We start from the raw sequence: 22,718 nt of genomic DNA, 5'->3' as shown, positions 1-22,718 counted from the left end.
CGCTCTCGCATGGATGATTCACGATTCGATCTCGAAGGCGTCGATCGAGACGGCGGTGCCGGCGGAGCTCGCGTGCTTCCGGCCGCTGTTCGCGACGCGCACGGTGTGCGTGCCCTCGGAGAGCGTCTCCGATTCGAAGACGACGGCCTCGTATTGGCGGGCCGGCCGGTACAGGTCCGCCGATGTCGCCAATTGCCCGTCGATGTAGATATCCGCGATGCCGCGGTTGCCGCCGACCGGCGCGAGGAGACGAACCTTCGTCCCGGCGAAGACGAACTCGGCATAGTCGTCTTTCGTGATGGACGTCGTCACGGACTGGCCCGAGTAAACCGTGCTGAAGCTTGTCGCCCACGTGCCTTCATAGCGCACCTCGGAGAAGTCGGCGTCTTGGACGAGATGTTTGACGAGGAACGCATCGACGTTCACGAACGCGGGATCGTCCTTCCGGGCTCTCGGATCGGTCTTGCCCGTCCATTCGATCCGGATCGTATGCTTGTCGTAGGAGACCGTCTTCTTGAAGAGCGACTGACGCTTCGATTCGGCTTCGCCGTACAAGGACACGGCTGCGGCCAGCTTGCCGTCGAGATAGACGTTGGCGATGCCTTGCTGCGGATTCTTGGTTCCGATCCATTCGACGTAGCTGCCCTCGAAGGCGAGCTCGGCATGGCCCGGGGCGTCGATGCGCTTCGCGGTTCCGCCGGACAGCGCGTCGTCCGGTACGTTCTCCCAATCGCCGGCGTACGTCACGGCTTCCGAATCGTCCTCGTAGGTGCCGGAGGCGTTGGCGTGCCGCAGGCGCAAGGTGTAGCCGCCCGATCCCGCGAACGCGTAGACGTTCACGTAATAGGTGCCGGTTTGCTTCGCGAAATAGGAGAAGCCTTCCCCGGACGTTCCCGGATGCTCGGAAGCGGCGACGATGCCGGCTTTGCCGTGGACGGTAACGGCGGAAGGCGAGTAGAGGTAGAGATCGAAGTCGGTGCCTTCGTCCCCGGTCAGCTCCGCCTGAATCGTTTCGCCGGCGTTCAGTTCGACGGCGTACACGCGGTCCGGATCGGACGCTTCGTCGAGACGCTCGCTCACTTCCGGCACCTGGAGCGGCGTGCCGGGGATATCCTTGTCGGATACGGCCCGATAGACGTCGATCATCTTGCCGGACATGTTCGCGTCCGCCAGGGAGCTCACTTTCTTCCCGCTGTTCATCAAGCGTTGAATCGTCAGCTTCGCGTCGTAGGCCGGATTGACGCCAAGCACCACGGCAGCCGCGCCGGCGGCGTGCGCGATGGCCGGCGTACCGTAGTTTCCGGGAATATCGTAGTCCGGCTTATCCAGGAACAGGTTGGTTTGGGCGAAGGAATCCCGGGCAACGATCACGTCGCCGAACGATTCATCCGGCATCGGAACGGATTGTCCGGCAAAGATGGTCCCGTCCGCGCCCTGCAAATCGTAATAGCCGAAATAGCCTTCGGCCACGTAATCCAAGTGGAGCACGTCCTTCACGAAAGGCGACGCTTCGCTTCCGAAGAGCGCGTCCCTGCCCGTAAGCATCAGTCTCCCGCCCGCCTGCAGGTAATTCGTTAGATTCGCCTTGTCCGACTCGGTCAGCACCGAAGGGGCATCCGGATCCGGATTCATGCTCGCGTTGGCGTAACCGGTGAACCATACGACGATGTCGTAGGCTTGCATGGCTTCAAGCGAAGGGCCGTCCTCGTTCTTGGCAACGGTCGCGATTTGGAACGTTCCGCGCGCATCGCCCTGCGGCATCCCGTCGGTCTCGTAGCCGGCGGACAGCAGGAAGCTCTTGTATAGCGCGAGGAAACTTCGCTCCTCCTCGTTGCCCCCGGCCGAGTTGTCGTCCTGGACGAGCAGGACCGACGGTTTGTCCGCGCCTTCGCCCAAGTAATCGAGCGCCGCGCGGAAGGAATCGGTTTGGAACGGCGGAGCGAAATCTTCGAAGCCGAGTCCGTTATAGATCGCGCGGTACGCGCCGGTATCGATCTGGGCGGCGTACGCCGGGTTTTCCGAAGGCATGGTCGTTAACGTGTCGAGGGCCGGCGCGGCGAGCTGAACGGTCTTTTTGCCGTAGCTCGTCGGCGTATTGCCGGCGCGCCCGATGCCGTTAACGGTCAGCACGTTCGGGAGCTTGTAGGAAGCCGGGTAGCTCGGGATGCGGTCCAGGTCGTCGCCGAAGTCGCCGGGCTGCGCGACGAACAGCATGTCGGAGTGCCGAAGCGCGTCCAGGATCAGGTCGCTCGGTTCCCAGGTCACGAAGTCCAAGACGGCGATGTCGGCACCCATCTGCTCGGCGTAGGCGATGCCCGCCGCGATTTGCGAGAACGTTCCGCTCCCCGACGTCGAGGAAAACGTCTTGACCGGCAGAATCTTCGCGTTCTGGGCCACGCCCGCGATCCCGACGCCGTTGTTGACGGAGGCGGCCACGATGCCCGCGATTACCGTCCCGTTCTTGGCCGGGTCGTCCAAGCCGTCGTCGGCATCGTTGTCGTCATGATTGAAGTCCCAGCCGTGAACGTCGTCGACGAAGCCATTGCCGTCGTCGTCGATGCCGTTATCCGGGATCTCTTCGGGATTGGTCCAGATGCTGTTCGCCAGATCCGGATGATCGCCATCCACGCCGTCGCTGATTACCGCCACGACGACGTCCTTGCCGGCGTCCTGCAGGAACGGCCAGGCTTCCGGCGCGTTGATGTCGATATCCAGGCCGTCGGCGTTATTCAAGGCCCACTGATTGGGAAATAATGGATCGTTCGGGATGAGGGGGGGCAGCTCGGATGAAACGGATGCCGGCCCGTTCGCGGAGGTCATGCCGGCCGAAACGGAGGTCATGCCGGTCGAAACGGAGGATGACGGTTGCGGTGCATGGAGGGCTTGTCCGGGATTCGGCGGAGCGCTTGTGCCGGATGTTCCCGAATCCGATGCGCTGACCTGGGCGTCCGGCTCCGCGTACAGGACGGCCGGGTCGGCCTTGAGACGGGCGAGGATGGCGGCGATATCCGCGCCTTCGGGCAGCTTTAGAACCTCGGCACCGAGTCCCGGGAGCGTTCGCGACGGCGTTAGACCGAGGTCCTCGGCCAACGATTGCGGGCGGCTGCCTGCTTTGTATTTCACGACGATACGGTCGGCTTTCATGGCTTTATCGGCGCCGGCCGGCCGGGAGAGAGGCTGCGAGCGAGGGGCATCCGGGACAGCGATGACCGTCTCCGGCGCATTCGCGGCTTCCGGTCCCATCGTCTTCCGGAGCTTCTCGGATGCGGCGGTTCCCTGCGCCAACGCAAGGCCGTGGCCATGCTGGCCGAGATTCGGAACGAGGGAACCGGACAGGCAAACGAAAGATAACGAGATCAACAAGAACAACTTGCTCTTCGAGCGATGCTTCAAGGGTGTGTCTCCTCCCACCGTGTCGATAGATTCCGAATGTTCATGCCACGCATCGGCTGCGATGGCGGTTGTCTCTGAATCGTGTCTAGTTCGGCCGGCAAAAAATGCGAGCGGCGCTTCCGGTGCGGCGAACAAAGAATGTCCGCGTACATGCAATGGGACTTAGTGAACAACCTCCTCGTCAAATGGCCTGGGACAGGCGTCCCGCTCGGTTGAATCGGCTCCTCCAGTCGGAGAATGGAGAGAATTCGAACATTATGTAAGGTTTTATGACGTATATCGTCCGAAATTCTGAGAGAATTATATAATTGGCAAATTTACGGCGTCAATAAGTTTATTTTTTTAAACTTTCGAAAGTGATTCAAAAAGATATGTAATATTAAGTGACATATACTCGCGTTGACGAATGCGCTTGCTGCCTTTTGGCGCGCCTAATCCGGTGCGGGCGACAACATTCGGGGCAGGTTCGTTGCTAAGGCAGTCGCGGACCGCCGTCCCCCTAAGGAATCCTCGCGTTCACCAAGCTGCCACAATTTTTCAGGTTCAACCGAGCTTGCTTCCGTGTAATTGAAGTCATCCGGCCAAGGTTAAGCGCTTACACCGGCTTGGCCGACTTACGAATGCAGACGGGAGGGATTGAAAATGACCACGCGCGCGACGTTTTCGGCGCTGCTGACGGCGATTCTGGTCGCCGCCGTCATCCTGACGGGCTGCTCCGCGCAGGCGGCCGCCGACAAGAAGACCACGCTGACCATCTGGTACTGGAACCGCGGGCTCGACGACAAGCTCATCGAAGCCGCCCGAACCGAATTTCCGAATGTCCGGATCGTGGCGCAGAAGGTCGGCGGCGATTTCAAATCCAAGCTCAAGACGACGCTGGCCGCCGGCTCCGGCGGACCCGACATCGTGGCCTTCAACGACTGGGTCACGGAGATGTTTCCGAACGCCGACCGGTTCTACGACCTGTACGAACTCGGGGCGCGCGACATCGAGCCCGATTACTTGCCTTGGAAATGGCAGCTCGGCGTGACGCCGCAAGGCCGCATGGTCGCCCTGCCGATCGACACGGGGCCGACCGCGCTGTTCTATCGGGCGGACTTGTTCGAGCAGGCGGGGCTGCCGTCCGACCCCGAGGAGGTTCACAAGCTCATGGGGACCTGGGACGATTATCTCGCGGCCGGCAAGAAGCTGCAGGACGCGCTCGGCGGCGGCGTCAAGCTGACGGACAACATCGGCACGATCTATACGCAGGTGAACGCGCAGAGCGAGACGATCTACTTCGACAAGAACGATCAATTCGTCGGCGGCGACCCGTCCTCCTCGGCGAAGCGGGCGTGGGAGCTTGCCGTGAAGGCTTCGTCCATGGGGCTGCTCGCGAACGCGAACGGCGGGACGCCGGAGTGGAGCGCCGCCATGAACACCGGCAAGATCGCTTCGTTCGTCGGCGCCGTGTGGAACAAGGAAATCCTCCAGCAAGCCGCGCCCGACACCGCCGGCAAGTGGCGCGTCGCCCGGGCGCCGGGAGGAGACGGCAACAACGGCGGCTCGTTCCTCGCGATCATGCGAACGAGCAAGCATCCCGGCGAAGCGTTCCAGCTGATCAAATGGCTGCAAAGTCCGGACAATCAGGTGAAGAGCTTCGCCGACGTCAATCTGTTTCCTTCCGCCAAGACGGCGCTGGACTCGCCGGTGATGCGCCGGAAGGAGGATTTCTTCGGCGGTCAGGCGACGGGCGAGATTTTCACCGCATCGGCGCTGCACGTGAAGCCGACGTACTTCGGGCCGCGGTACGTGAACGTGAACGGCATCGTGAACCGCCAGCTGCAATCGGTGGCGACGCAGGGCAAAAACCCGGACGACGCGTGGCGCGACGCCTTGGCGCGCATCGGCAAGGAGCTGCTCCGTTAGCCTCCGGCATCAAGCGCGCAAGGCAAGTCCGAATGTACGAACGAGGAGGCTCGGCCTATGAATCGCAGGTTAACCGCTGAACTATGGAAGCACCGCAAAGCGTATGCGGCCATTTCTCCCTTTTTTATCGTGTTCGCGATCTTCGGTCTGTTCCCGATCGCGTTCTCGATGTATCTCTCCTTCCAGAAGTGGGACGGCATCGGCGACATGACGTTCAACGGGCTGAACAATTACCGCTTCATGCTCGGCGATCCCGAATTTTGGCATGCGGTGGCCAACACCCTGCTCATCTGGATCTATTCCACGATTCCGATGCTCTTCTTGGCGCTCGTGCTGGCGTTCCTGCTGAACGCGTCGTTCGTGAAGGGCCGGACCTTCTTCCGGATCGGCTATTTCCTGCCGAACGTCACGTCGCTCGTGGCGGTCGCCATCGTGTTCAGCACGCTGTTCTCGGGCAATTACGGATTGCTGAACTACGTGCTCCGTCTGTTCGGCCTGCAGTCCGTGGAATTCCTGCAGAAGACGTGGGGCATCCAATTCGCGATCTCCCTGATGATCGTCTGGCGCTGGGTCGGCTATAACGCCATCATCTACCTCGCGGGGCTGCAGAGCATTCCTTCCGTCCTGTACGAGGCGGCGCGCATGGACGGCGCCACGGGCGCGCAGACTTTCTTCCGGATCACGGTGCCGATTCTGCGGCCGATCATCCTGTTCACCGTCATCACGTCCACGATCGGCGGCATGCAGATCTTCACGGAGCCGCAGGTGCTCGTCGGCAACGACGGCGGGCCGGGAGGCGGCGGACTGACCATCGTGCTTTATCTGTACCGGGAAGCGTTCATCAACAATTACTTCGGCTTCGGCGCGGCGGTCGGCTGGGGGATGTTCGTGCTGATCGCGCTGTTCTCCGTCCTGAATTGGCGGCTGGTCAAGGGCAGCCCGGATTGAAGCGGCCGGGAGAGAAACGAGGAGAGGAGTGTGTCCGATGGCGACGAGCAAATGGAAATCGGCGGTAGTGCATGCGGTATTGATAGCGGGGTTCCTGCTGTCCATCTTTCCCTTCTATTGGCTCACGGTCATGGCCACGCGCACGACGGGGGAGATCTACAGCTATCCGCCCAAATTAGGGTTCGGGACGCAGCTGCTCGACAATGCGAGGCGCGTGATCGACACGATCGATTTCTTCGGCGCGTTCGCCAATTCGCTGTTCGTGTCGGGGGCGGTCGCGCTGCTGGTCCTGTTCTTCGACTCGCTGGCCGGCGCGACGTTCGCGAAGTACGAGTTTCCGGGGAAAAAGTGGCTGTTCGTCCTGCTGCTGGCCACGATGATGGCGCCGGCGCAGCTGTCGCTCGTGCCTTCGTTCGTCATCATGGCGAAGTTCGGCTGGGTCGGCTCGTTCAAGGCGCTCATTATCCCCGGCATGGTCAACGCCTTCGGGATCTTCTGGATCCGCCAGTACGCCGAGGAGTCCATCCCGACGGAGCTGATCGAAGCCGGCCGCATCGACGGCTGCGGATTCTTCCGCATCTATTGGAGCCTCATGCTGCCGATCCTGCGGCCGGCGTTATCGTTCCTCGGGGCGTTCACCTTCATCGGGGTATGGAACGATTATCTGTGGCCGCTGATTATTTTGAACAACGAACGGAAGTTTACGCTGCAGGTCGCCTTGTCGTCCCTGAACGGGATCTACGTGACGGATTACGCGATGGTCATCGCGGGCACGCTGCTCGCGGTCCTGCCGCTCGTCGTTCTGTTCCTGTTCGTCAGCCGGCAGTTCATCTCGGATATCGCGGCCGGCGCGGTCAAGAGCTGAGGCGCGGCGCATGCGGAAGCAGCCGAACCCGGGGGTTCGGCTGCTTTTTGGCGCGCGCGGACGTCCGGACGGGCCGCCGCACGACGGGCGCCCGGCGAACATTCCGACTGCGCAAACGGCGGCGATACGGTATGATGGCAGTGCGGCCGCAGTCGCATCGTGCGGCGGACGGACCGCTCGGGCCGTTCCTGCCGCACAGCGCGGGGCCGGTGACGCCGGAGCGCTGGAGCTCGCTCGACGGGAGCTTGTTCGTCGACGAGGCCGGCGCGCCGTGGATGGTATTCTGCCACGAATGGCAGCAGATCGGGGACGGCGAGGTTTGCGCGGTCCGGCTTGGCGCCGATCTGCGGGAAGCCGCCGGAGAGCCGGAGACGCTGTTCCGCGCGTCGGAAGCGCCGTGGACGACGCCGTACGTATCGCCCCGTTATCCGGACACGGCCAATTACGTCACGGACGGGCCGTTTCTGTTCCGGGGCGGCGCGGGCGCGCTGTACCTGCTGTGGGCGAGCTTCATCGCCAACACGTACGCGCTCGGCGTCGCGCGGTCGGAATCGGGCGGGCTCGCCGGTCCGTGGACGCATCAGCCGGAGGCGCTTTACCGCAGCGACGGCGGGCATGGCATGATCTTCCGCGCCTTCGACGGCCGGCTGCTGCTCGCGATTCACGCGCCGAACCGGACGCCCGACGAGCGGCCGCTGTTCTTGGAGATCGCGGAGCGCGGCGGCGCGATCCGGCTCGCCGGGCGGGAAAGGGCGTAGGCGTGCGGGCGAAACGCTAGCGGCGGTTCGCGATTGATGCGTCGCATTTGCGTGCGGCCGCTGCTGCTGGAGAGCGCGGAGCACGGCGGCGCGATTCGGTTCGCCGGACGGGAGCGGGCGTAGGGGGGGAGTGGGCGATGGGTAGCGGCGGATCCACGCGCCGAACCGACGCCAGACTCATAACGAAAACAACGGGACTGTCCCCGCGGATCCGCTTGCCGGATCGGGGACGGTCTCGTTTTGTTGCGTTAGCGGACGAGGACGGGGGACGGGTGCGGAAGCGGTGAGATTCACGGGAAGGACGGTCGAAGCCAATCGTAGCTGGCGGGGCGAGCGCCGATGGGGAGCATGCGGGCGATTTGAAGTTGGCGGCCATGAGAGCCGCTATTTTGCGGTTTCATGGCAAGTAGTCGAGTTAGCCGGACACCAGAGCCGCTATTGGCTTGAATAGTCGCCGGAATCGCGGTCGAGCACGGCAATAGCGGAACGTGTGTCCGCGTGCTTGCAAAAAAGGCCAAAATGACGCCAATAACGGAACGCGTGTCCGCTTGGACGGCCCCGCAGCACCGGCTTCGCCGCGCGCCGCCGGCCTCGCCGCGCCCCGGCCTCGCCTCGCGCCCCCGGCCTCGCCGCGGCCAAAAAAAAGAAGCGGCGCCCCGATCAGACGCCGCTTCCCTTCATCTTCGACAAAAACGCCGATATCGCGTAATACGCCGCTCCGCGCACCGCCGATTTCTCGCCCTGCTCCGCGAACAGCACGCGCAGCCGGCGCCGGTGATGGGCCAGCGCCCGCTCGGCGACGGTGCGCTGCATCGCTTCGCCGAGCCAAGCCTCCGCGCGCCGCAGTTCGTTGCCGACGATGACGACGTCGGGATTGAACACGTTGACGATGTTCGCGATGCCGACGCCGAGCGCTTCGCCGATCCGCTCGAACAGCCGCAGCACCTCGGCCTCGCCGCGGCCGGCCGCCTCCAGCAGGCCGTCGAGGTCGCGGTAGCCGAGCGCGGCCGCCTGCTCCAGCAGCGCGTTCTCGGACGCGTACAGCTCCCAGCAGCCGCGGTTGCCGCAGCGGCACGGCTTGCCGTCCGCCTGGATGGACAGGTGGCCGAGCTCGCCGGAGAAGCCGCCGGCCCCTTTGTACAGCTCCTTGTTCAGGATCATGCCGGTGCCGATGCCGATCCCCGCGCTGACGTAGATCTGATTGGCGACGCCCCGGCCCGCGCCGTAGCGCTGCTCGCCCTGCGCGCCGGCATTCGCCTCGTTGTCGATCGTGACCGGCACGCCGAAGCGCTCTTCGACGATGGCGCGAAGCGGCACGTCCGTCCAGTCCAGGTTCGGCGCGTACAGAATCGCGCCTTCCTCGTTGACGAGGCCCGGCACGCCGATGCCGACGCCGACGGTGCCGTACGGGCAGGGCGGGATTTCCGCCTGCAGCGACGCGATGCAGTCCAGCAGCCGCGGGAGGACGTACGCCGCGTCGTGCGCCGTCAGCGTCAGCCGCCGTTCCGCCAGCACCACGCCCTCGAGGTCCGTCAGGATGCCGCGAATATAGTTGACGCCGAGATCGATGCCGATCGCGAAGCCGGTGCGCGCCCGGAATTGGAGCAGGTTCGGCTTGCGGCCGCCGCTCGATTCCCCGGGTCCGATGTCGATGACGAGATGATGCTCGATCAGATCCTGCACGAGACTCGACACGGTCGCCTTGTTCAGCCCCGTCCGCTCCGAGATTTGAGCCCGCGAGAGGGGCGCGTAGCGCAGCACGGCGTCCAGCACGATGGCGGTATTCATTTTTTTGACGAGCGCCAAATCTCCGGTTTGCTTCATAATTTCCCGATTGCCTCCGCTTGTCCCGATGTATGGGAACGATTGTACCATGGGTTTCGCGGCGATGCCATAGGGTGCGGGCGGTATCGAAAAACTTTCTTTGTTTACTAGACAAACAAAGTTTGGCGATGCTAGAATAGCCGTAAGAACGTTTTCATCATTATGTTTTCATCAGTACCCGCCGCGTGAAGCGGACACCATTTTGGAGGGATTTCATTCCATGGCGTATTTCAAGAACATCGGCAAAATCGCGTACGAGGGCAAAGGCTCCGACAACCCGCTCGCATTCAAACATTATAATCCGCAAGAAGTCGTGCTCGGCAAAACGATGGGGGAGCACCTGCGCTTCGCCGTCGCGTACTGGCACACGTTCACGGCATCCGGCGCCGATCCGTTCGGCGTGGGCACGGCGGTCCGCGGCTGGGACAGCGCGAACGAGATGGACCAGGCGAAGATGCGCGTCGAAGCGAACTTCGAATTCCTGAACAAGATCGGCATTCCGTTCTACTGCTTCCATGACCGCGACATCGCGCCGGAAGGCGCTTCGCTCGCCGAAACGAACAAGAACCTCGACGTCATCGTCGACCTGCTGGAGCAAGGCATGAAGGACACCGGCGCCAAGCTGCTGTGGAACACGGCGAACATGTTCACGAATCCGCGCTTCGTGCACGGCGCGGGCACGACGTCCAATGCCGACGTCTACGCTTACGCAGGCGCGCAGCTGAAGAAGAGCCTCGAGATCGGCAAGCGCCTCGGCGCCGAGAACTACGTCTTCTGGGGCGGCCGCGAAGGCTACGAGACGCTGCTCAACACCGACATGGCGCTCGAGCTCGACAACCTGGCCCGCCTGTTCCACATGGCCGTCGCGTACGCGAACGAAATCGGCTTCGGCGCGCAGTTCCTGATCGAGCCTAAGCCGAAGGAGCCGACGAAGCACCAGTACGACTTCGACGCGGCGACGACGATCGCGTTCCTGCAGAAGTACGGCCTGAAGGATTACTTCAAGCTGAACCTCGAAGCGAACCACGCGACGCTGGCCGGCCACACGTTCGAGCACGAGATCCGCGTGGCGGCGATCAACGGCATGCTGGGCTCGCTCGACGCGAACCAAGGCGATCTGCTGCTCGGCTGGGACACGGACGAATTCCCGACCGACCTGTTCTCCACGACGCTGACGATGTACGAAGTGCTGAAGGCCGGCGGCATCGGCAAGGGCGGCGTCAACTTCGACGCGAAAGTGCGCCGCGGCTCGTTCGAGGACGAGGATCTCTTCCTCGCGCACATCGCGGGCATGGACACGTACGCTTGGGGCCTGAAGGCGGCCGCGAAGCTGATCGATACGAACCTGATCGACGGCTTCGTCGAGAACCGCTACCGCAGCTTCAAGGAAGGCATCGGCGCCGAGATCGTCGCCGGCCGCGCCACGCTGGCGTCGCTGGAGCAATACGCGCTGCAAAACAACGCCATCAAGAACGAATCCGGCCGTCTGGAACGGATCAAACTGCAGCTGAACGAAATCATCTACAGCGTTTAAGAGGGAGGCTTTCCATTCCATGTCTTACGTCATCGGCGTCGACTTAGGCACGAGCGCGGTGAAGGCGCTGCTCCTGGACCGGAGCGGCGCGGTCGCCGCGGAGGCCTCCCGCGACTACCCGCTGTTTCACGAGCATTCCGGCTGGAGCGAGCAGCGGCCGGACGATTGGGTGACCGGCACGCTCGAAGCGATCCGGGAGCTCGTCGCGGAAGCCGGCGTTCCCGCCGGCGAGATCGAAGGGCTCAGCTTCTCGGGCCAGATGCACGGCCTCGTCCTGCTGGACGCGGACGGCAATCCCGTCCGCAACGCGATCCTGTGGAACGACACGCGCACGACCGCGGAATGCCGCGAGATCGAGGCGCTTGTCGGCAAGGACCGGCTGCTCACGATCACCCGCAATCCGGCGCTCGAAGGCTTCACCCTCCCGAAAATCCTCTGGGTGCGCAAGCACGAGCCCGACGTTTTCGCGCGGGCCGCGTCGTTCCTGCTGCCGAAGGACTACGTCCGCTACCGGTTGACGGGCGCCCGGCACATGGATTACTCCGACGCGGCGGGCACGCTGCTGCTCGACGTGGCGAACAAGCGCTGGAGCGGCGAGATGCTGGAAGCCGTCTCGCTCCCGGCGTCGTTCGCGCCGCCGCTCGTGGAATCCCACGCGCTCACGGGCACGCTGCTGCCGAATCAAGCGGCCGCGGCCGGGCTGGGCGAAGGCACGAAGGTGTTCGCCGGCGGGGCGGACAATGCCTGCGGCGCCATCGGCTCCGGCATCCTGCAGGAAGGGCTGACGATGTGCAGCATCGGCACGTCGGGCGTCATCCTGTCCTATGAGAAGGACAGCGGCAACGACTTCCGCGGCAAGGTGCATTTCTTCAACCACGGCAAGGAGGACGCGTTCTACGCCATGGGCGTCACGCTGGCGGCGGGCTACAGCCTGAGCTGGTTCAAGAACGCGTTCGCGAAGGGCGAATCGTTCGACGAGCTGCTGAAGGGCGTCGGCGACGTGAAGCCGGGCGCGAAAGGCCTGCTCTTCACGCCGTACCTCGTCGGCGAACGGACGCCGCACGCGGATTCCGTCATCCGCGGCAGCTTCGTCGGCATCGACGGCTCGCACGAGCGGGTGCATTTCGCCCGGGCGGTCATGGAAGGCATCACGTTCTCGCTGAACGAATCGGTCGCGATGTTCCGCGAGGCCGGCAAGACGGTCGGCACGATCGTCTCGATCGGCGGCGGCGCGTCCAATCCGGTGTGGCTGCAGATGCAGGCGGACATCTTCAACGCCGACGTCGTGTCCCTGGAGAACGAGCAGGGGCCGGGGCTCGGGGCGGCCATGCTGGCGGCGTACGGCTGCGGCTGGTTCGACAGCCTCGAGGCGTGCGCGGAGCGGTTCGTCAAGCGCGCGTCCGTGTACAAACCGGAACCGTCCGCGGTCCAAGCGTACGAAGGCTTGTTCCGCGTTTACCGGGACGTCTACGCGTCGACGCGTTCGTTGAACGAAGGGCTTCAGGCTTACCGGTAATACGCTCGCGGTTCAAGGCTGCTTTGGCACCATGATTGACCGCAAGACCGCAAGACCGCACTGGCTGAATCGCCGTTCCCTCGCAAGCGGGGGAACGGTTTTTTTGTGCCGTCCCCGGGCGGTAGGGCTCAGTTCAGCGGCGTGAGAGAATAGCTAACGTAAATAGGTGTCGAGTAATGGTAAAATAGCCCGAGAAAATAGCAGCGAAACGGAGAGATGGCGAGAAAATTTAATTATTTAGCTTAATATCCCACAAATACGTCCGGAATTCGGCGAAATACGAGCTGTTTCTTCCTGGTATTCACCCCGTATACTAGATATGGAAACCAAGTTGACATCAAACTATCGACAACAGGGACGGGATTCGGATGGGGAACGCGAAACGCAAATGGACGGTCGGAGCCAAGCTGATGGCGTCATTCTTGAGCGTGCTGCTGCTGCTCGCCGCGAACGGCGCCGTCAGCTACGCGATGATGGCCAAGATGAAGCAAACGAACGGCGACCTGGCCGGCAAATGGGTGGTCGGCGCGGAGACGATCAACCGGATCAACTATTTGACGGAGCATGTGATGAACCTGCAGTACCGGCTGCTGTCCGAGCCGAACGCCGCATTGAAGAAGCAGTACGCCGCGGACGCCCGGACGGCGATGGCGAGCATTCATGAGAGCTTCGACACCTACCGTTCGGTGCTGGGACCGGACGACGAGACGGAGAAGGAGCTGTTCGACGAGCTCGTCGCCGCGTGGAAGGATTTCGAAGGCGATTATAACGACGCGGCCGCCCAAGCGGACGCGAACCGGCCGACGGGCGAGCAAGCGGACGCGCTGCGGAAGGCATCCGAGGGCTCCTTCGCGGCGCTGCAGTCCAATCTGGATTATCTCGTGCGGAACAACCACGGCGGCGCGGACGAGGCGAAGCGGCAGAGCGCCAAGCTGAGCGCGCGGTCCGGCGCCGCGGTGCTGATCGCGGTGGGCGCCGGCATCGTGCTCGTCGCGCTGCTGACCGTCTACGTGCGCCAAGCGATCGCCAAGCCGATCCGCCTCGCGGCGCGGGTCGTGGACGAGGTGGCCGGCGGCAGCCTGACGGCGGACGTGCCCGCGGTGCGCAACCGCGACGAGATCGGCGGACTGTTCGCCTCGCTGCGGACGATGGTCGCGCAGCTTCGCGCGGCCATGCTGGGCGTGCAGGAGGCTTCCGCCGGCATCGCGTCGTCGTCGCGGCAGATGTTGGCCGTCTCCGAAGAGAACGCCAGCTCCTCGCATCAGGCGGCCCAGGCGGTGCAAAGCATGGCGGAAGGCGCCGAACATGCCTTCGCGCAATTCGCGGACGCGAGCCGGACGACCGGCGAGCTCGGCGCGGGGATCGATCGGATCGCCGATTCGACGGCGGTCGTCGCGTCGCTGTCGGCGGACGCGAGCCGGCTCGCCTTGTCCGGGCGGGAAGCGGCGAACGACGCCGTCGCCCGGATGGTCGCGGTGAACGACAGCGTCCGGCTCGCGGCCGACCAAGTCGGTCTGCTGGAGACGCATTCGCAGAGCATCGGCGCCATCTCGAAGCTGATCGGCACGATTTCGAAGCAGACGAACCTGCTGGCGCTGAACGCGGCGATCGAAGCGGCGCGCGCGGGCGAGCACGGCAAGGGCTTTGCCGTCGTCGCGGACGAGGTGCGCAAGCTGGCGCGGCAGACGACGGAAGCCGTCTCCGAGATCGGCTTCGTCGTCGGGCGGATCGCGGGCGACACGCGCGAGACCGCCATGCGGATGCGCGCGAGCGCGCAGGAAGCGGAAGCGGGGATGAGCGCGGTCCAGGCGGCCGGCGCGTCGTTCGCCGAAATCGCGGAGGCGTCGGAACGGGTGTCGGGCCAGGTGCGGGAAGTCGCCGCCGCCTCCGAGCGGATGGCCGCCGGCTCGCGGCAGCTCGTGCGCGCCATGCAGCTCCTGGAGCGCTACGCCAAGCAGAGCGCGGAGACCGCCGCGACCGTGGCCGCGACGTCGGAAGAGCAGACGGCCTCGGCCGAGCAGATCGCGCTGTCTTCCCGTTCGCTGAGCGGCATCGCCCTCGAAATGAACGAGCTGACGGCGGGCTTCAAGCTGTAAGGCATGCCTCAAGCTGTAAAGCATGCGAAAACCTCCGCTTCCCGCGGTCAACGCCGGGAGGCGGAGGTTTTTTTGGCGTGGCCGTGCGCATTGCTTGCCCCTGCGTATCGGTCGCCCGCGCTTATCGATAGGCGCTCCAGATGTCCGCCGGCGCGACGCCGAGCTGGCTCGCGATCAGCTCGGCCGTGAGCCGCTGGGGCTTTTTGATTTTGCCGTTGCGGATGTTGGAGATGGTCGTGAGCGAGATGTTCGTGTTCTCGGCCAGCTGGGTGACGGACAGCCGCTTCTCCAGCATGAGCAGCCGCAGCTTATAGGACGAATCGGTCGGCTCGCCGCGTCCGGCCCCCGCCGCATCGGCGGTTCCGGCGGGCGGAGCCGCTTGCGCGAACGCGCCTTTGACGGGCAGCATGTCCATCACGAGGATGGCGAAGCACTTGAACGACCCGTCCCCGTGATAGAACGGCTTGACGAGCGAATGGACCTGGAACCGGTCGCGGAAAAGCTGCAGCGTGAACCGGAACTCGCCCGGTTTGCGGTCGTCCTGCAGCTCCCGGAGCCCATCGCGCACCCGCGCCCGGTCCTGACGGACGACGAAGCGGCTGCTTTCGGTCCGCGACAGCTCCAGCCGGTCGTAGCGGATGGGGCCGCGGTAGCTGCGCAGCGAGACGATCGTGCCGGCGGTCGTCAGCAGCATGGAGACGAACGGGTCGCGTTCGTAGGCCGCGTCCTCGATCCATTTATGCTCCGACCGGTCGCGGATCGTAATCATCGCGAAGCTTTCGTCGTCGGTCGCTTTCATGCGCTTCGCGTGCAGCTCGCCGAAGAGCGGCGCGTGCTCCGACAGCGAGAACGGCGATTCTGCAAACGCTTCCGGATTGCGCCGCGTCAAGGATGCGCACAGCCGCTCGACGATGGGCCACAGCGGGCTCGTTCCCGCGAGCGGCAGCGACGCCAGCTCGAGCCCGATCAGGCGCTCGCTCTTGAAGCCGGTCAGCGTTTGGAAGGCTTCGTTGCACGCGTGGACGAAGCGTTTGTTGCGGAACGTGCGGACAATCAGGACCGCGTCGGGAGCATGCGCGAATACATCCACCATTATCATCAGCACCTTAGCTCGAATTGTCGTTCTATTATAGCACAGCCCTTCGGTTTCGCATCCATAAATAGGGCTGCGCGCGGCGACGGCATGGCCGGTATGGGCGGCGGGGGAACGGGGCACGCTATGCGGGTTGGAACATTTAACCGATAAGGGTGAATCCGCTATGCAAAATGATACCGCGTTGTTGTTTCAATTCGCCGATTCCCGCACCGCGTCGCTCGCGCGCGGCACGTTCGAAGAGCTGGGCTACGATCCCGTCGTCCAGCAGGGAAACGAGGTGCACATCCATATGCTGGGAGACGACCTGACCTCGGCGCTGGAAATCGCGCAGGCGCACGGCGGGCAGCTCGCCGTGCAGTCCACGATTCCGGACATCGAGCTGACGAACGACGCATACCGGATGGAGAACATCACGATTCCGGCGCATGTCGTGAACGAGGACTGGATCGCCCGGGAGGAAGGGCAGGAGCTCGCCAACCGCGACGACGACGCGCCCGCGGAGGACGAATTCTTCCCGGACGACGGCTCGTACGGGTACTTCTCCGGCGACGTGCACCTGTAATGAAGCGCGCGGCGCGCGAAAAAGGCTGACGGGCGGACGATCCGCCGGTCAGCCTTTTATTCGCGCTCCGCGGCATGGCTGCCCGCGGCGTAGCCCGTCGAGAACGCGGCCGTAATGTTGTAGCCCCCGGTATACCCGTGCACGTCCAGCACCTCTCCGCAAAAATACAACCCCCGCATCAGCTTCGACGCCATGGTCTTCGGATCGATTTCCTTCAGATTCACCCCGCCGCCGGTGACGAACGCGTCCTCCAGCTTGAGCGTGCCGTACGCCCGCATCGGAAACGCCTTGATCAGCTTCGCGAGCCCGAGCCACGCCTGCTTCGGGATATTGTCGTACGTCAGCTGCCCGTCGAGATCGCTTTCCTTCAATAATAGGGGGACCATGCGCTCCGGCACGTAGCCCTTCAGCACGTTCTTGACCGCCTTCCGGGCATCCTCGCGGGCAAGCCGCAGCGACTCCTCGTATACGTCGTTCGCGCTCGCGTCCGGCAGCAGGTCGATCGTGAGCAGGACGTTCCGCGCGCCGCTCTTCTTCAACTCCTTGACGACGAACTGGCTGCAGCGCAGCGCGATCGGGCCGGAGATGCCGAAATGCGTGAAGAGCAGGTCGCCCCGATGCTCGACGATCCGCTTGCCCTTCGCGTTCCAGACGGAGAGGCCGACTCCGCGCAGCGAGAGGCCCTGCAGCTCCTTGCTCTGAATGTACGGCTCGTTGGACGTGATCGGCACCTCCGTCGGGAACAGCTCCGTGACCGTATGGCCGGCCTTCTCCGCCCACGGGTAACCGTCCCCGGTCGAGCCGGTATAGGGCACGGATTTGCCGCCCGTCGCGACGACGACGCTGCGCGCGCCGATCGTCTCGCCCGTCTTCAGCGCGACGCCCCTCACGCGGCCGTCTTCGTAGAGGACGCGGGCGACCGGCGCGTTCACCCGGATCTCGACCCCCAGCTTCCGCACCTGGCCCACGAGGGCGTCCACGACGGTCTTCGCTTTGTCCGAGACGGGGAACATCCGTCCGTTGTCCTCTTCCTTGAGCCGTATCCCGAGCCCTTCGAAGAAGGCGACGATGTCGCGGTTGCCGAAGCTCGTCAAGGCGCTGTACAGGAAGCGGCCGTTGCCCGGAATATGCGCGATCAGCTCGTCCATGTCCTTGTTGTTGGTCACGTTGCACCGGCCGCCGCCGGAGATGCCGAGCTTGCGGCCCAGCTTGTCGCCTTTGTCCAGCAGCAGCGTCTTCGCGCCGCGCCTGCCGGCGGCGATGCCGGCCATCAAGCCGGCCGAGCCGCCGCCGATGATAATGACGTCGTAGTTCACTTGATAATCTCCCCGATGAATCCTCGTCGTATGGCGAATGAATAAAGCTTTCGCCGCCGTTACCTATCATACTATCCAGTTCCGGGAGCGTCTACACGACGCGTTCGGAGGGGATCGGCAATCGATCATTAATGGAATAATATGACAAATTTTATAGAACGCGCGAACCTCGTCGAAAGTCGTTGTAAAAACAATAGACCTGTGATTTAATCGGATTAACGGGTAATTCGGATAACCATTAACTGGGTTTCTTCTGAAGGGTGGGACTCATTTTAGTGTGGAAGCTTATTCTTTTGCAATTCTTTCTCGCATTTCTACCGGTATTTATTTTTCAATTCTGGTATGACTACTCGAAACCACGCAAAAGAGTACCTTACCTCCTAATCGTGTTTTGCGGCGTCAGCATGCTGCTTGGCATCGCGGCTTGCGTCGAAGTGAAAGGGTTCGGCCTGGACTACCTGTACGCGCAGTTGATTCTCGGATCCCTCTACGGGGGAGGCTGGGTAACCTTGGCGCTGACCATCGTCTATCTCGCCGCCGAGCAGCTGATGATGGAGGGCGGCTGGGGTTGGATCGAAATCACCGGCACGCTGCTGTTCATCATCCCGATCGTCTCGCTTTACAATCATCGCTTCATGCAGTTGAAGTTAAGGTCGAAGTATGCGGTCGTGCTCGGCCTGACGGGGCTCCTGCTGCTCATTCGGTTCTGCGCGTTCATTAATTATAGCTACGTTTCGCATCCCGGCCTGTCGATGGCCGATTACGCGTGGATGCTCGCGCATGAGCTGGGCTATTTCGTTATTATGGCGCTCGGGCTCGCCTGCTCGGAGCATTTCGTCCGGCATCAGAACGTCAACCACCGGCTGCATCACATCTCCGACAGCTTCCGCATCGAGGTGCAGAAGCTGCAGCAATTCATCGAGGAGACGCCGCTCGGCGTCATATTCGTCGACGCGGCGGGCACGATCACGCACATCAACGAGATGGCGATCCACCTGCTCCGGGACAAGGTCGGCGCCAAGCAGCGCCACGAGCTGATCGGCCAGCCGTTCACGATCATGTACGACCATATCGAGAAGGACGCGCTCGGCCGCCTGTTATATCAGGCGCTGAACGGTCACAAGATGACGACGGAATACGTGCAGGAGATGGGCAAGATCTACGTAAACACCGGCGTCTGCGTGCGCGACATCCAGAACGGCGAAATCATCGGCGCGGCGATCATCGCCCACGACATGACGGAGCTGAGCCGGCTGCGCGACGAGATCGGACGGATGGAGCGGCTCAGCCTCGTCGGGCAGATGGCCGCCAGCATCACGCACGAGATCCGCAATCCGATGGCGGTCATTCGCGGCTTCGTGCAGCTGATGCGCGAGCGCAGCCCGGACCATCAGAGGGAATATTACCGCATCGTGATGGACGAGCTCGACCGGGCCAACAGCATCATCAGCGACTTTCTGTCGCTGGCCCAGAACCGGGTCATCGAGAAGGACAGCCAGTCGCTGCACGACATCATCAACGAGATTTTGCCGCTGCTGTGGGCGGACGCGAACATGCGCGGCCAATCGCTGGAGCTGAAGCTCGCCGAAGACGTCCCGAAGCTGCTGCTGAACGAGAAGGAAATGAAGCAGCTGATTCTGAACCTGGCCCGCAACGGCATGGAAGCCATGGACCAGCACGGCGTGCTGGCGTTGGAAACGCATACATGCGAGCAATTCGTGGAGCTTCGGGTGATCGATAACGGCAGCGGCATTCCGCAGGAGAAGCTGGAGCACCTGTTCGAGCCCTTCTATACGACGAAATCGCACGGCACGGGCCTCGGCCTGCCGCTGTGCCTCAGCATCATGGAGCGGCACGGCGGCGTCATCCAGGTGGAGTCGCAGGAAGGCGTCGGCACGACCTTCTTCGTGCGGTTCGACCGCAACCGCAACGCCCTCGAAGCGGCGGCGGCGCTTAGCCGCTCCTGACCCCGATTCGAGCCGGCACAACCGGACGGCATCGGCCATGCCGCTACATAAGCGTTCCGTCGCGCGCGCATACTACCCTTTGGAAGGGGGTGCCAGCAATGGAACGCAATTCGCAGCCCGGCAGCGCTTCCGGGAAGGCGGCGGCCGGCAAGAAGAAGCAGAGCGCCAAAGCGCCGGAATCGGAAGGGTACGACAAGAAATTAGACGGCCCCAATCGCCCTTCCATCTAAGGAAGGAGAATGGGTATGAACGAGAACGAGCAGCAGCCGCAAGCGCCGGCGATCGGCGCGGACGATCCGGATCTGGATCCGTACGAAATCGAATTCCTCCCCGAGTTCCGCGCCGGCCGCGGTCCGCGGGGGCCGTTCGTCAACGGCAGCGGCGTCGTGATCGGCGACCATATGTACGAGTCGCCGCAGTCGCCGCTGTCGAATTGGACGGAGGAGACCGATCCCGCCGTCATGGCGGGGGACGAGTGGGTGCATCCGTTCAAGGACGTCGGCTTCCTGACGAGCGAGAACCGGGATTATTTCGAACGGGGCATTCCGCCGAAGGACGGCATCTTCGCGCATCCCGACAAGGATGCCGCTTACGAAGCGGCGGGAGACGGCGTCTCCGGCGAGGAGCCGTAAATCCGGCAGCGAAGCAATCGGGCCCCGGTCCGATTGCTTTTTCTTTGCTTTCGATACGATCGGGGGGTATAATAGGAATTAAAATCATCATTACCATCCCTATCAATAACGCTTAAGGAGCGATGACAGATGTCGATGTCTTTCGAACGATACATGCTGGATATGATTCAACCGATGCGGGACGATCTGACCCGTCTCGGCATCGAGGAGCTGCGCACGCCGGAAGCGGTGGAAGAGAAGCTGCCGGGCGCCCAAGGCACCGCGCTCGTGGTCGTTAACTCCGTCTGCGGCTGCGCCGCCGGCCAATGCCGTCCGGGCGTCGCGCAGGCGCTGCAGTCCGACCTGAAGCCGGACCACCTGTTCACGGTCTTCGCCGGCCAGGACAAGGAAGCCACGGCCAAGGCGCGCGAGTATTTCGCGCCGTATCCGCCGTCCTCCCCGTCCATCGCGCTGATGAAGGACGGCGAGCTCGTGCACTTCATCGAGCGCCACCAGATCGAAAACCGTTCGGCCGCCGAAATCGCGGCGGATCTGACTTCCGCGTTCGAGCGGTACTGCCAATAATAGAGGTGATGGGATGAGCTTGCAGCAACAGATCATTCAAGAGCTTGGCGTCAAACCGGAGATCGATCCGAAGCAGGAGATTCGCAAGCGCGTCGATTTTCTGAAAGACTACGTCCGCAAATCGGGCACGGCCGGTCTGCTGATCGCGATCAGCGGCGGCATCGACAGCGCGGTCGCCACGGGCCTGTGCAAGCTGGCGACCGACGAGCTGAGCGAGGAGAGCGGCAAGGAGTATATGACGCTCGGCGTGTTCCAGCCTTACGGCGAGCAGGTCGACATCTCCGACAGCTACGCGGTGGCGGAGGCGTTCAACCTGAAGCATCGCGTCGAGACGAACATCCAGGAAGCGGTCGACGAAATCGCGCTCGAGGTCGAGCACGGCTTGAAGGCGATCGGCATCTCGCGCCATCTGAGCCGCGGCGGCAAAGGCAACGTCAAGGCGCGCACCCGGATGGTCACGCAGTACGCGCTCGCGTTCGAGCTGAACCTGCTCGTCGTCGGCACCGACCACGCGTCCGAAGCGATCACCGGCTTCTACACGAAGTGGGGCGACGGCGCGGTGGACATCACGCCGCTCAGCACGCTGAACAAGCGGCAGGTTCGTCTCATTGCCGCGGAGCTCGGCGTCCCGGGCGCGGTCGTGACGAAGGCGCCGACCGCCGGGCTGTGGGAAGGCCAAACCGACGAGGACGAGCTCGGCATCACGTACGACGAGAACAGCGATTACCTCGAGGGCAAGCCCGTCAGCGACGCGGCCCGCGAGAAGCTCGAGAAGCAGTACGTCAAGACCGCCCACAAACGGAACACGATTCCGGGCATTTAACGGCCCGCGATGACCGTTTGTCCGCCGCCCTTCGGCCATGGCCGGAGGGCGGTTTGATTTCGGCGGACGCCGCGAATCAGGCGGAGGCAAGCGATTATGGACGGCGGCGCGGGGCGCCGCCGCCGAAGAAGGCGGAGGAAGCGCGATGATACATGGAATCGGGCATGACCTCGCGTCGCTGGAGCGGATCGAGCGGATCTTGCTCGGCGAAGCGGGCCAGCGGTTCCGCGAACGGATCTTGACGGCGCGCGAGCGGGAGCTCGCCGCGTCGTACGGCGGGACGCGGCTGATCGAATTCGTCGGCGGCCGGTTCGCCGCCAAGGAAGCGGTCTCCAAGGCGTTCGGCTGCGGCATCGGGGGCACGCTGCGGTTTCACGATATCGAGATCGACCGGGCGCCGGGCGGGAAGCCGCTCTGCCGCTTGACCGCGAGCGCCTGGGAGCGGCTCGGCCTGCGGGCAGCGGACATGACGATTCACGTCTCCGTCACGCATGACCGGGCGCTGGCGTCCGCCTATGCCGTCGCGGAGCGCCGCGCATAATCAACGTCGGCATCATCCGGCATAACGCCGGCACCCTTTGCCCATAATGGGAATAGATAGTAGGAACAAGACGGACGGGGGGCGCGTACGGCGATGAGAACGGAATGGCTGGCGAAGCGAATGTTCAGAAGCGGGCAGCAGGTGCCGCTCGACGGAGAATACGGCGATCTATGGGGAACCCGGTTGGCCCTGTTCAAGGGCGATCTGTTCCCGTTCCATCCGCAGATGGGCGATTCCAGATGGTCGTACAGAGGCCCGTTCGGAATGGGCATGCCCGCATGGAAGGGGCCAGGTGGCGCAGGGCGGCTGACGGGAGATCGGTGATCTGCCGTTCCGGCCGGCCGGGTCGATGGCGGAAGCGCTCCGAACCAGGCG

At 63.4% G+C, this 22,718-nt stretch carries 19 protein-coding genes; 15 read left to right on the top strand and 4 right to left on the bottom strand.

Translation table 11 applies throughout. The features are described 5' to 3' along the window. Positions 1-18: 18 nt before the first annotated feature. Positions 19-3,393 carry a S8 family serine peptidase gene (locus BMZ79_RS23235; RefSeq protein WP_090644558.1) on the bottom strand — a complete coding sequence of 1,125 codons (3,375 nt, stop codon included), beginning with the start codon at positions 3,391-3,393 and terminating at the stop codon, positions 19-21. 642 nt (positions 3,394-4,035) lie between these two features. Between BMZ79_RS23235 and BMZ79_RS23230 the strand changes: the two genes are divergently transcribed. The 4 genes from BMZ79_RS23230 (at position 4,036) to BMZ79_RS23215 (ending at position 7,872) form a co-directional block, all read left to right on the top strand. Beyond that, entirely contained in the window at positions 4,036-5,301 is a 1,266-nt protein-coding gene (locus tag BMZ79_RS23230) for an ABC transporter substrate-binding protein (protein ID WP_090644555.1), read from the top strand. Between the two features lie 57 nt (positions 5,302-5,358). Next, on the top strand, positions 5,359-6,249 hold the full coding sequence (locus tag BMZ79_RS23225) for a carbohydrate ABC transporter permease (protein ID WP_090644552.1): 891 nt from the start codon (positions 5,359-5,361) through the stop codon (positions 6,247-6,249). A gap of 37 nt (positions 6,250-6,286) precedes the next feature. Then, positions 6,287-7,114, top strand: coding sequence for a carbohydrate ABC transporter permease (locus BMZ79_RS23220; RefSeq protein ID WP_090644550.1), 828 nt, complete (start codon positions 6,287-6,289; stop codon positions 7,112-7,114). A 131-nt stretch (positions 7,115-7,245) separates the two neighbouring features. Further along, positions 7,246-7,872 carry a family 43 glycosylhydrolase gene (locus BMZ79_RS23215; protein ID WP_090644548.1) on the top strand — a complete coding sequence of 209 codons (627 nt, stop codon included), beginning with the start codon at positions 7,246-7,248 and terminating at the stop codon, positions 7,870-7,872. A 660-nt stretch (positions 7,873-8,532) separates the two neighbouring features. Here the strand turns inward: BMZ79_RS23215 and BMZ79_RS23210 are convergent. Further along, on the bottom strand, positions 8,533-9,696 hold the full coding sequence (locus BMZ79_RS23210; RefSeq protein ID WP_218154761.1) for an ROK family transcriptional regulator: 1,164 nt from the start codon (positions 9,694-9,696) through the stop codon (positions 8,533-8,535). Positions 9,697-9,916: 220 nt separating this feature from the next. Here BMZ79_RS23210 and xylA point away from each other — a divergent pair, with 220 nt between their 5' ends. The 3 genes from xylA (at position 9,917) to BMZ79_RS23195 (ending at position 14,842) form a co-directional block, all read left to right on the top strand. Further along, complete coding sequence (gene xylA, locus BMZ79_RS23205; protein WP_090644546.1) at positions 9,917-11,230, top strand: xylose isomerase; 1,314 nt, start codon at positions 9,917-9,919, stop codon at positions 11,228-11,230. 19 nt (positions 11,231-11,249) lie between these two features. Beyond that, entirely contained in the window at positions 11,250-12,746 is a 1,497-nt protein-coding gene (gene xylB, locus BMZ79_RS23200) for a xylulokinase (protein ID WP_090644544.1), read from the top strand. A gap of 368 nt (positions 12,747-13,114) precedes the next feature. Next, positions 13,115-14,842: a methyl-accepting chemotaxis protein gene (locus BMZ79_RS23195; RefSeq protein WP_090644541.1), complete on the top strand. Its 1,728-nt coding sequence runs from the start codon at positions 13,115-13,117 to the stop codon at positions 14,840-14,842. A 121-nt stretch (positions 14,843-14,963) separates the two neighbouring features. Here the strand turns inward: BMZ79_RS23195 and BMZ79_RS23190 are convergent, their stop codons facing one another. Next, the gene (locus BMZ79_RS23190; protein ID WP_177222288.1) at positions 14,964-15,935 is read right to left on the bottom strand and encodes a helix-turn-helix domain-containing protein; all 972 of its coding nucleotides are present in this window, start codon (positions 15,933-15,935) and stop codon (positions 14,964-14,966) included. Between the two features lie 166 nt (positions 15,936-16,101). Between BMZ79_RS23190 and BMZ79_RS23185 the strand changes: the two genes are divergently transcribed. After that, positions 16,102-16,500 (top strand): hypothetical protein, encoded by a 399-nt coding sequence (locus BMZ79_RS23185; protein ID WP_090644536.1) that lies wholly within the window; start codon positions 16,102-16,104, stop codon positions 16,498-16,500. 56 nt (positions 16,501-16,556) lie between these two features. Here BMZ79_RS23185 and BMZ79_RS23180 read toward each other — a convergent pair whose 3' ends face one another. Beyond that, positions 16,557-17,816 (bottom strand): BaiN/RdsA family NAD(P)/FAD-dependent oxidoreductase, encoded by a 1,260-nt coding sequence (locus BMZ79_RS23180; protein WP_090644533.1) that lies wholly within the window; start codon positions 17,814-17,816, stop codon positions 16,557-16,559. Between the two features lie 404 nt (positions 17,817-18,220). Here BMZ79_RS23180 and BMZ79_RS23175 point away from each other — a divergent pair, with 404 nt between their 5' ends. From BMZ79_RS23175 to BMZ79_RS23150, 7 genes are all read left to right on the top strand, one after another. Next, the gene (locus BMZ79_RS23175) at positions 18,221-19,783 is read left to right on the top strand and encodes an ATP-binding protein (protein ID WP_143089050.1); all 1,563 of its coding nucleotides are present in this window, start codon (positions 18,221-18,223) and stop codon (positions 19,781-19,783) included. A gap of 98 nt (positions 19,784-19,881) precedes the next feature. Then, positions 19,882-20,013, top strand: coding sequence for a hypothetical protein (locus tag BMZ79_RS35275; protein ID WP_256253050.1), 132 nt, complete (start codon positions 19,882-19,884; stop codon positions 20,011-20,013). Positions 20,014-20,028: 15 nt separating this feature from the next. After that, positions 20,029-20,415: a DUF3905 domain-containing protein gene (locus BMZ79_RS23170; protein ID WP_256253049.1), complete on the top strand. Its 387-nt coding sequence runs from the start codon at positions 20,029-20,031 to the stop codon at positions 20,413-20,415. A 129-nt stretch (positions 20,416-20,544) separates the two neighbouring features. Continuing rightward, positions 20,545-20,979 carry a BrxA/BrxB family bacilliredoxin gene (locus BMZ79_RS23165; RefSeq protein ID WP_090644525.1) on the top strand — a complete coding sequence of 145 codons (435 nt, stop codon included), beginning with the start codon at positions 20,545-20,547 and terminating at the stop codon, positions 20,977-20,979. Positions 20,980-20,992: 13 nt separating this feature from the next. Further along, positions 20,993-21,802 carry an ammonia-dependent NAD(+) synthetase gene (gene nadE / locus BMZ79_RS23160; protein ID WP_090644522.1) on the top strand — a complete coding sequence of 270 codons (810 nt, stop codon included), beginning with the start codon at positions 20,993-20,995 and terminating at the stop codon, positions 21,800-21,802. A gap of 145 nt (positions 21,803-21,947) precedes the next feature. After that, the gene (gene acpS / locus BMZ79_RS23155) at positions 21,948-22,343 is read left to right on the top strand and encodes a holo-ACP synthase (protein WP_090644519.1); all 396 of its coding nucleotides are present in this window, start codon (positions 21,948-21,950) and stop codon (positions 22,341-22,343) included. 93 nt (positions 22,344-22,436) lie between these two features. Continuing rightward, positions 22,437-22,667, top strand: coding sequence for a hypothetical protein (locus BMZ79_RS23150; RefSeq protein ID WP_090644517.1), 231 nt, complete (start codon positions 22,437-22,439; stop codon positions 22,665-22,667). Positions 22,668-22,718: the final 51 nt, after the last annotated feature.

It is taken from the genome of Paenibacillus sp. UNC496MF (assembly GCF_900113915.1).
Taxonomy (GTDB): Bacteria; Bacillota; Bacilli; order Paenibacillales; family Paenibacillaceae; genus Paenibacillus_Z; species Paenibacillus_Z artemisiicola.
This window is presented reverse-complemented; position numbering and strand designations above follow the sequence as displayed.

Coding starts and splice junctions, on each gene's coding strand:
- BMZ79_RS23230 (WP_090644555.1), top strand. CDS start 4,036: ATGACCACGCGCGCGACGTTTTCGGCGCTGCTGACGGCGATTCTGGTC.
- BMZ79_RS23225 (WP_090644552.1), top strand. CDS start 5,359: ATGAATCGCAGGTTAACCGCTGAACTATGGAAGCACCGCAAAGCGTAT.
- BMZ79_RS23220 (WP_090644550.1), top strand. CDS start 6,287: ATGGCGACGAGCAAATGGAAATCGGCGGTAGTGCATGCGGTATTGATA.
- BMZ79_RS23215 (WP_090644548.1), top strand. CDS start 7,246: ATGATGGCAGTGCGGCCGCAGTCGCATCGTGCGGCGGACGGACCGCTC.
- BMZ79_RS23210 (WP_218154761.1), bottom strand. CDS start 9,696: ATGAAGCAAACCGGAGATTTGGCGCTCGTCAAAAAAATGAATACCGCC.
- xylA (WP_090644546.1), top strand. CDS start 9,917: ATGGCGTATTTCAAGAACATCGGCAAAATCGCGTACGAGGGCAAAGGC.
- xylB (WP_090644544.1), top strand. CDS start 11,250: ATGTCTTACGTCATCGGCGTCGACTTAGGCACGAGCGCGGTGAAGGCG.
- BMZ79_RS23195 (WP_090644541.1), top strand. CDS start 13,115: ATGGGGAACGCGAAACGCAAATGGACGGTCGGAGCCAAGCTGATGGCG.
- BMZ79_RS23190 (WP_177222288.1), bottom strand. CDS start 15,935: ATGGTGGATGTATTCGCGCATGCTCCCGACGCGGTCCTGATTGTCCGC.
- BMZ79_RS23185 (WP_090644536.1), top strand. CDS start 16,102: ATGCAAAATGATACCGCGTTGTTGTTTCAATTCGCCGATTCCCGCACC.
- BMZ79_RS23175 (WP_143089050.1), top strand. CDS start 18,221: ATGCTGCTTGGCATCGCGGCTTGCGTCGAAGTGAAAGGGTTCGGCCTG.
- BMZ79_RS35275 (WP_256253050.1), top strand. CDS start 19,882: ATGGAACGCAATTCGCAGCCCGGCAGCGCTTCCGGGAAGGCGGCGGCC.
- BMZ79_RS23170 (WP_256253049.1), top strand. CDS start 20,029: ATGAACGAGAACGAGCAGCAGCCGCAAGCGCCGGCGATCGGCGCGGAC.
- BMZ79_RS23165 (WP_090644525.1), top strand. CDS start 20,545: ATGTCGATGTCTTTCGAACGATACATGCTGGATATGATTCAACCGATG.
- nadE (WP_090644522.1), top strand. CDS start 20,993: ATGAGCTTGCAGCAACAGATCATTCAAGAGCTTGGCGTCAAACCGGAG.
- acpS (WP_090644519.1), top strand. CDS start 21,948: ATGATACATGGAATCGGGCATGACCTCGCGTCGCTGGAGCGGATCGAG.
- BMZ79_RS23150 (WP_090644517.1), top strand. CDS start 22,437: ATGAGAACGGAATGGCTGGCGAAGCGAATGTTCAGAAGCGGGCAGCAG.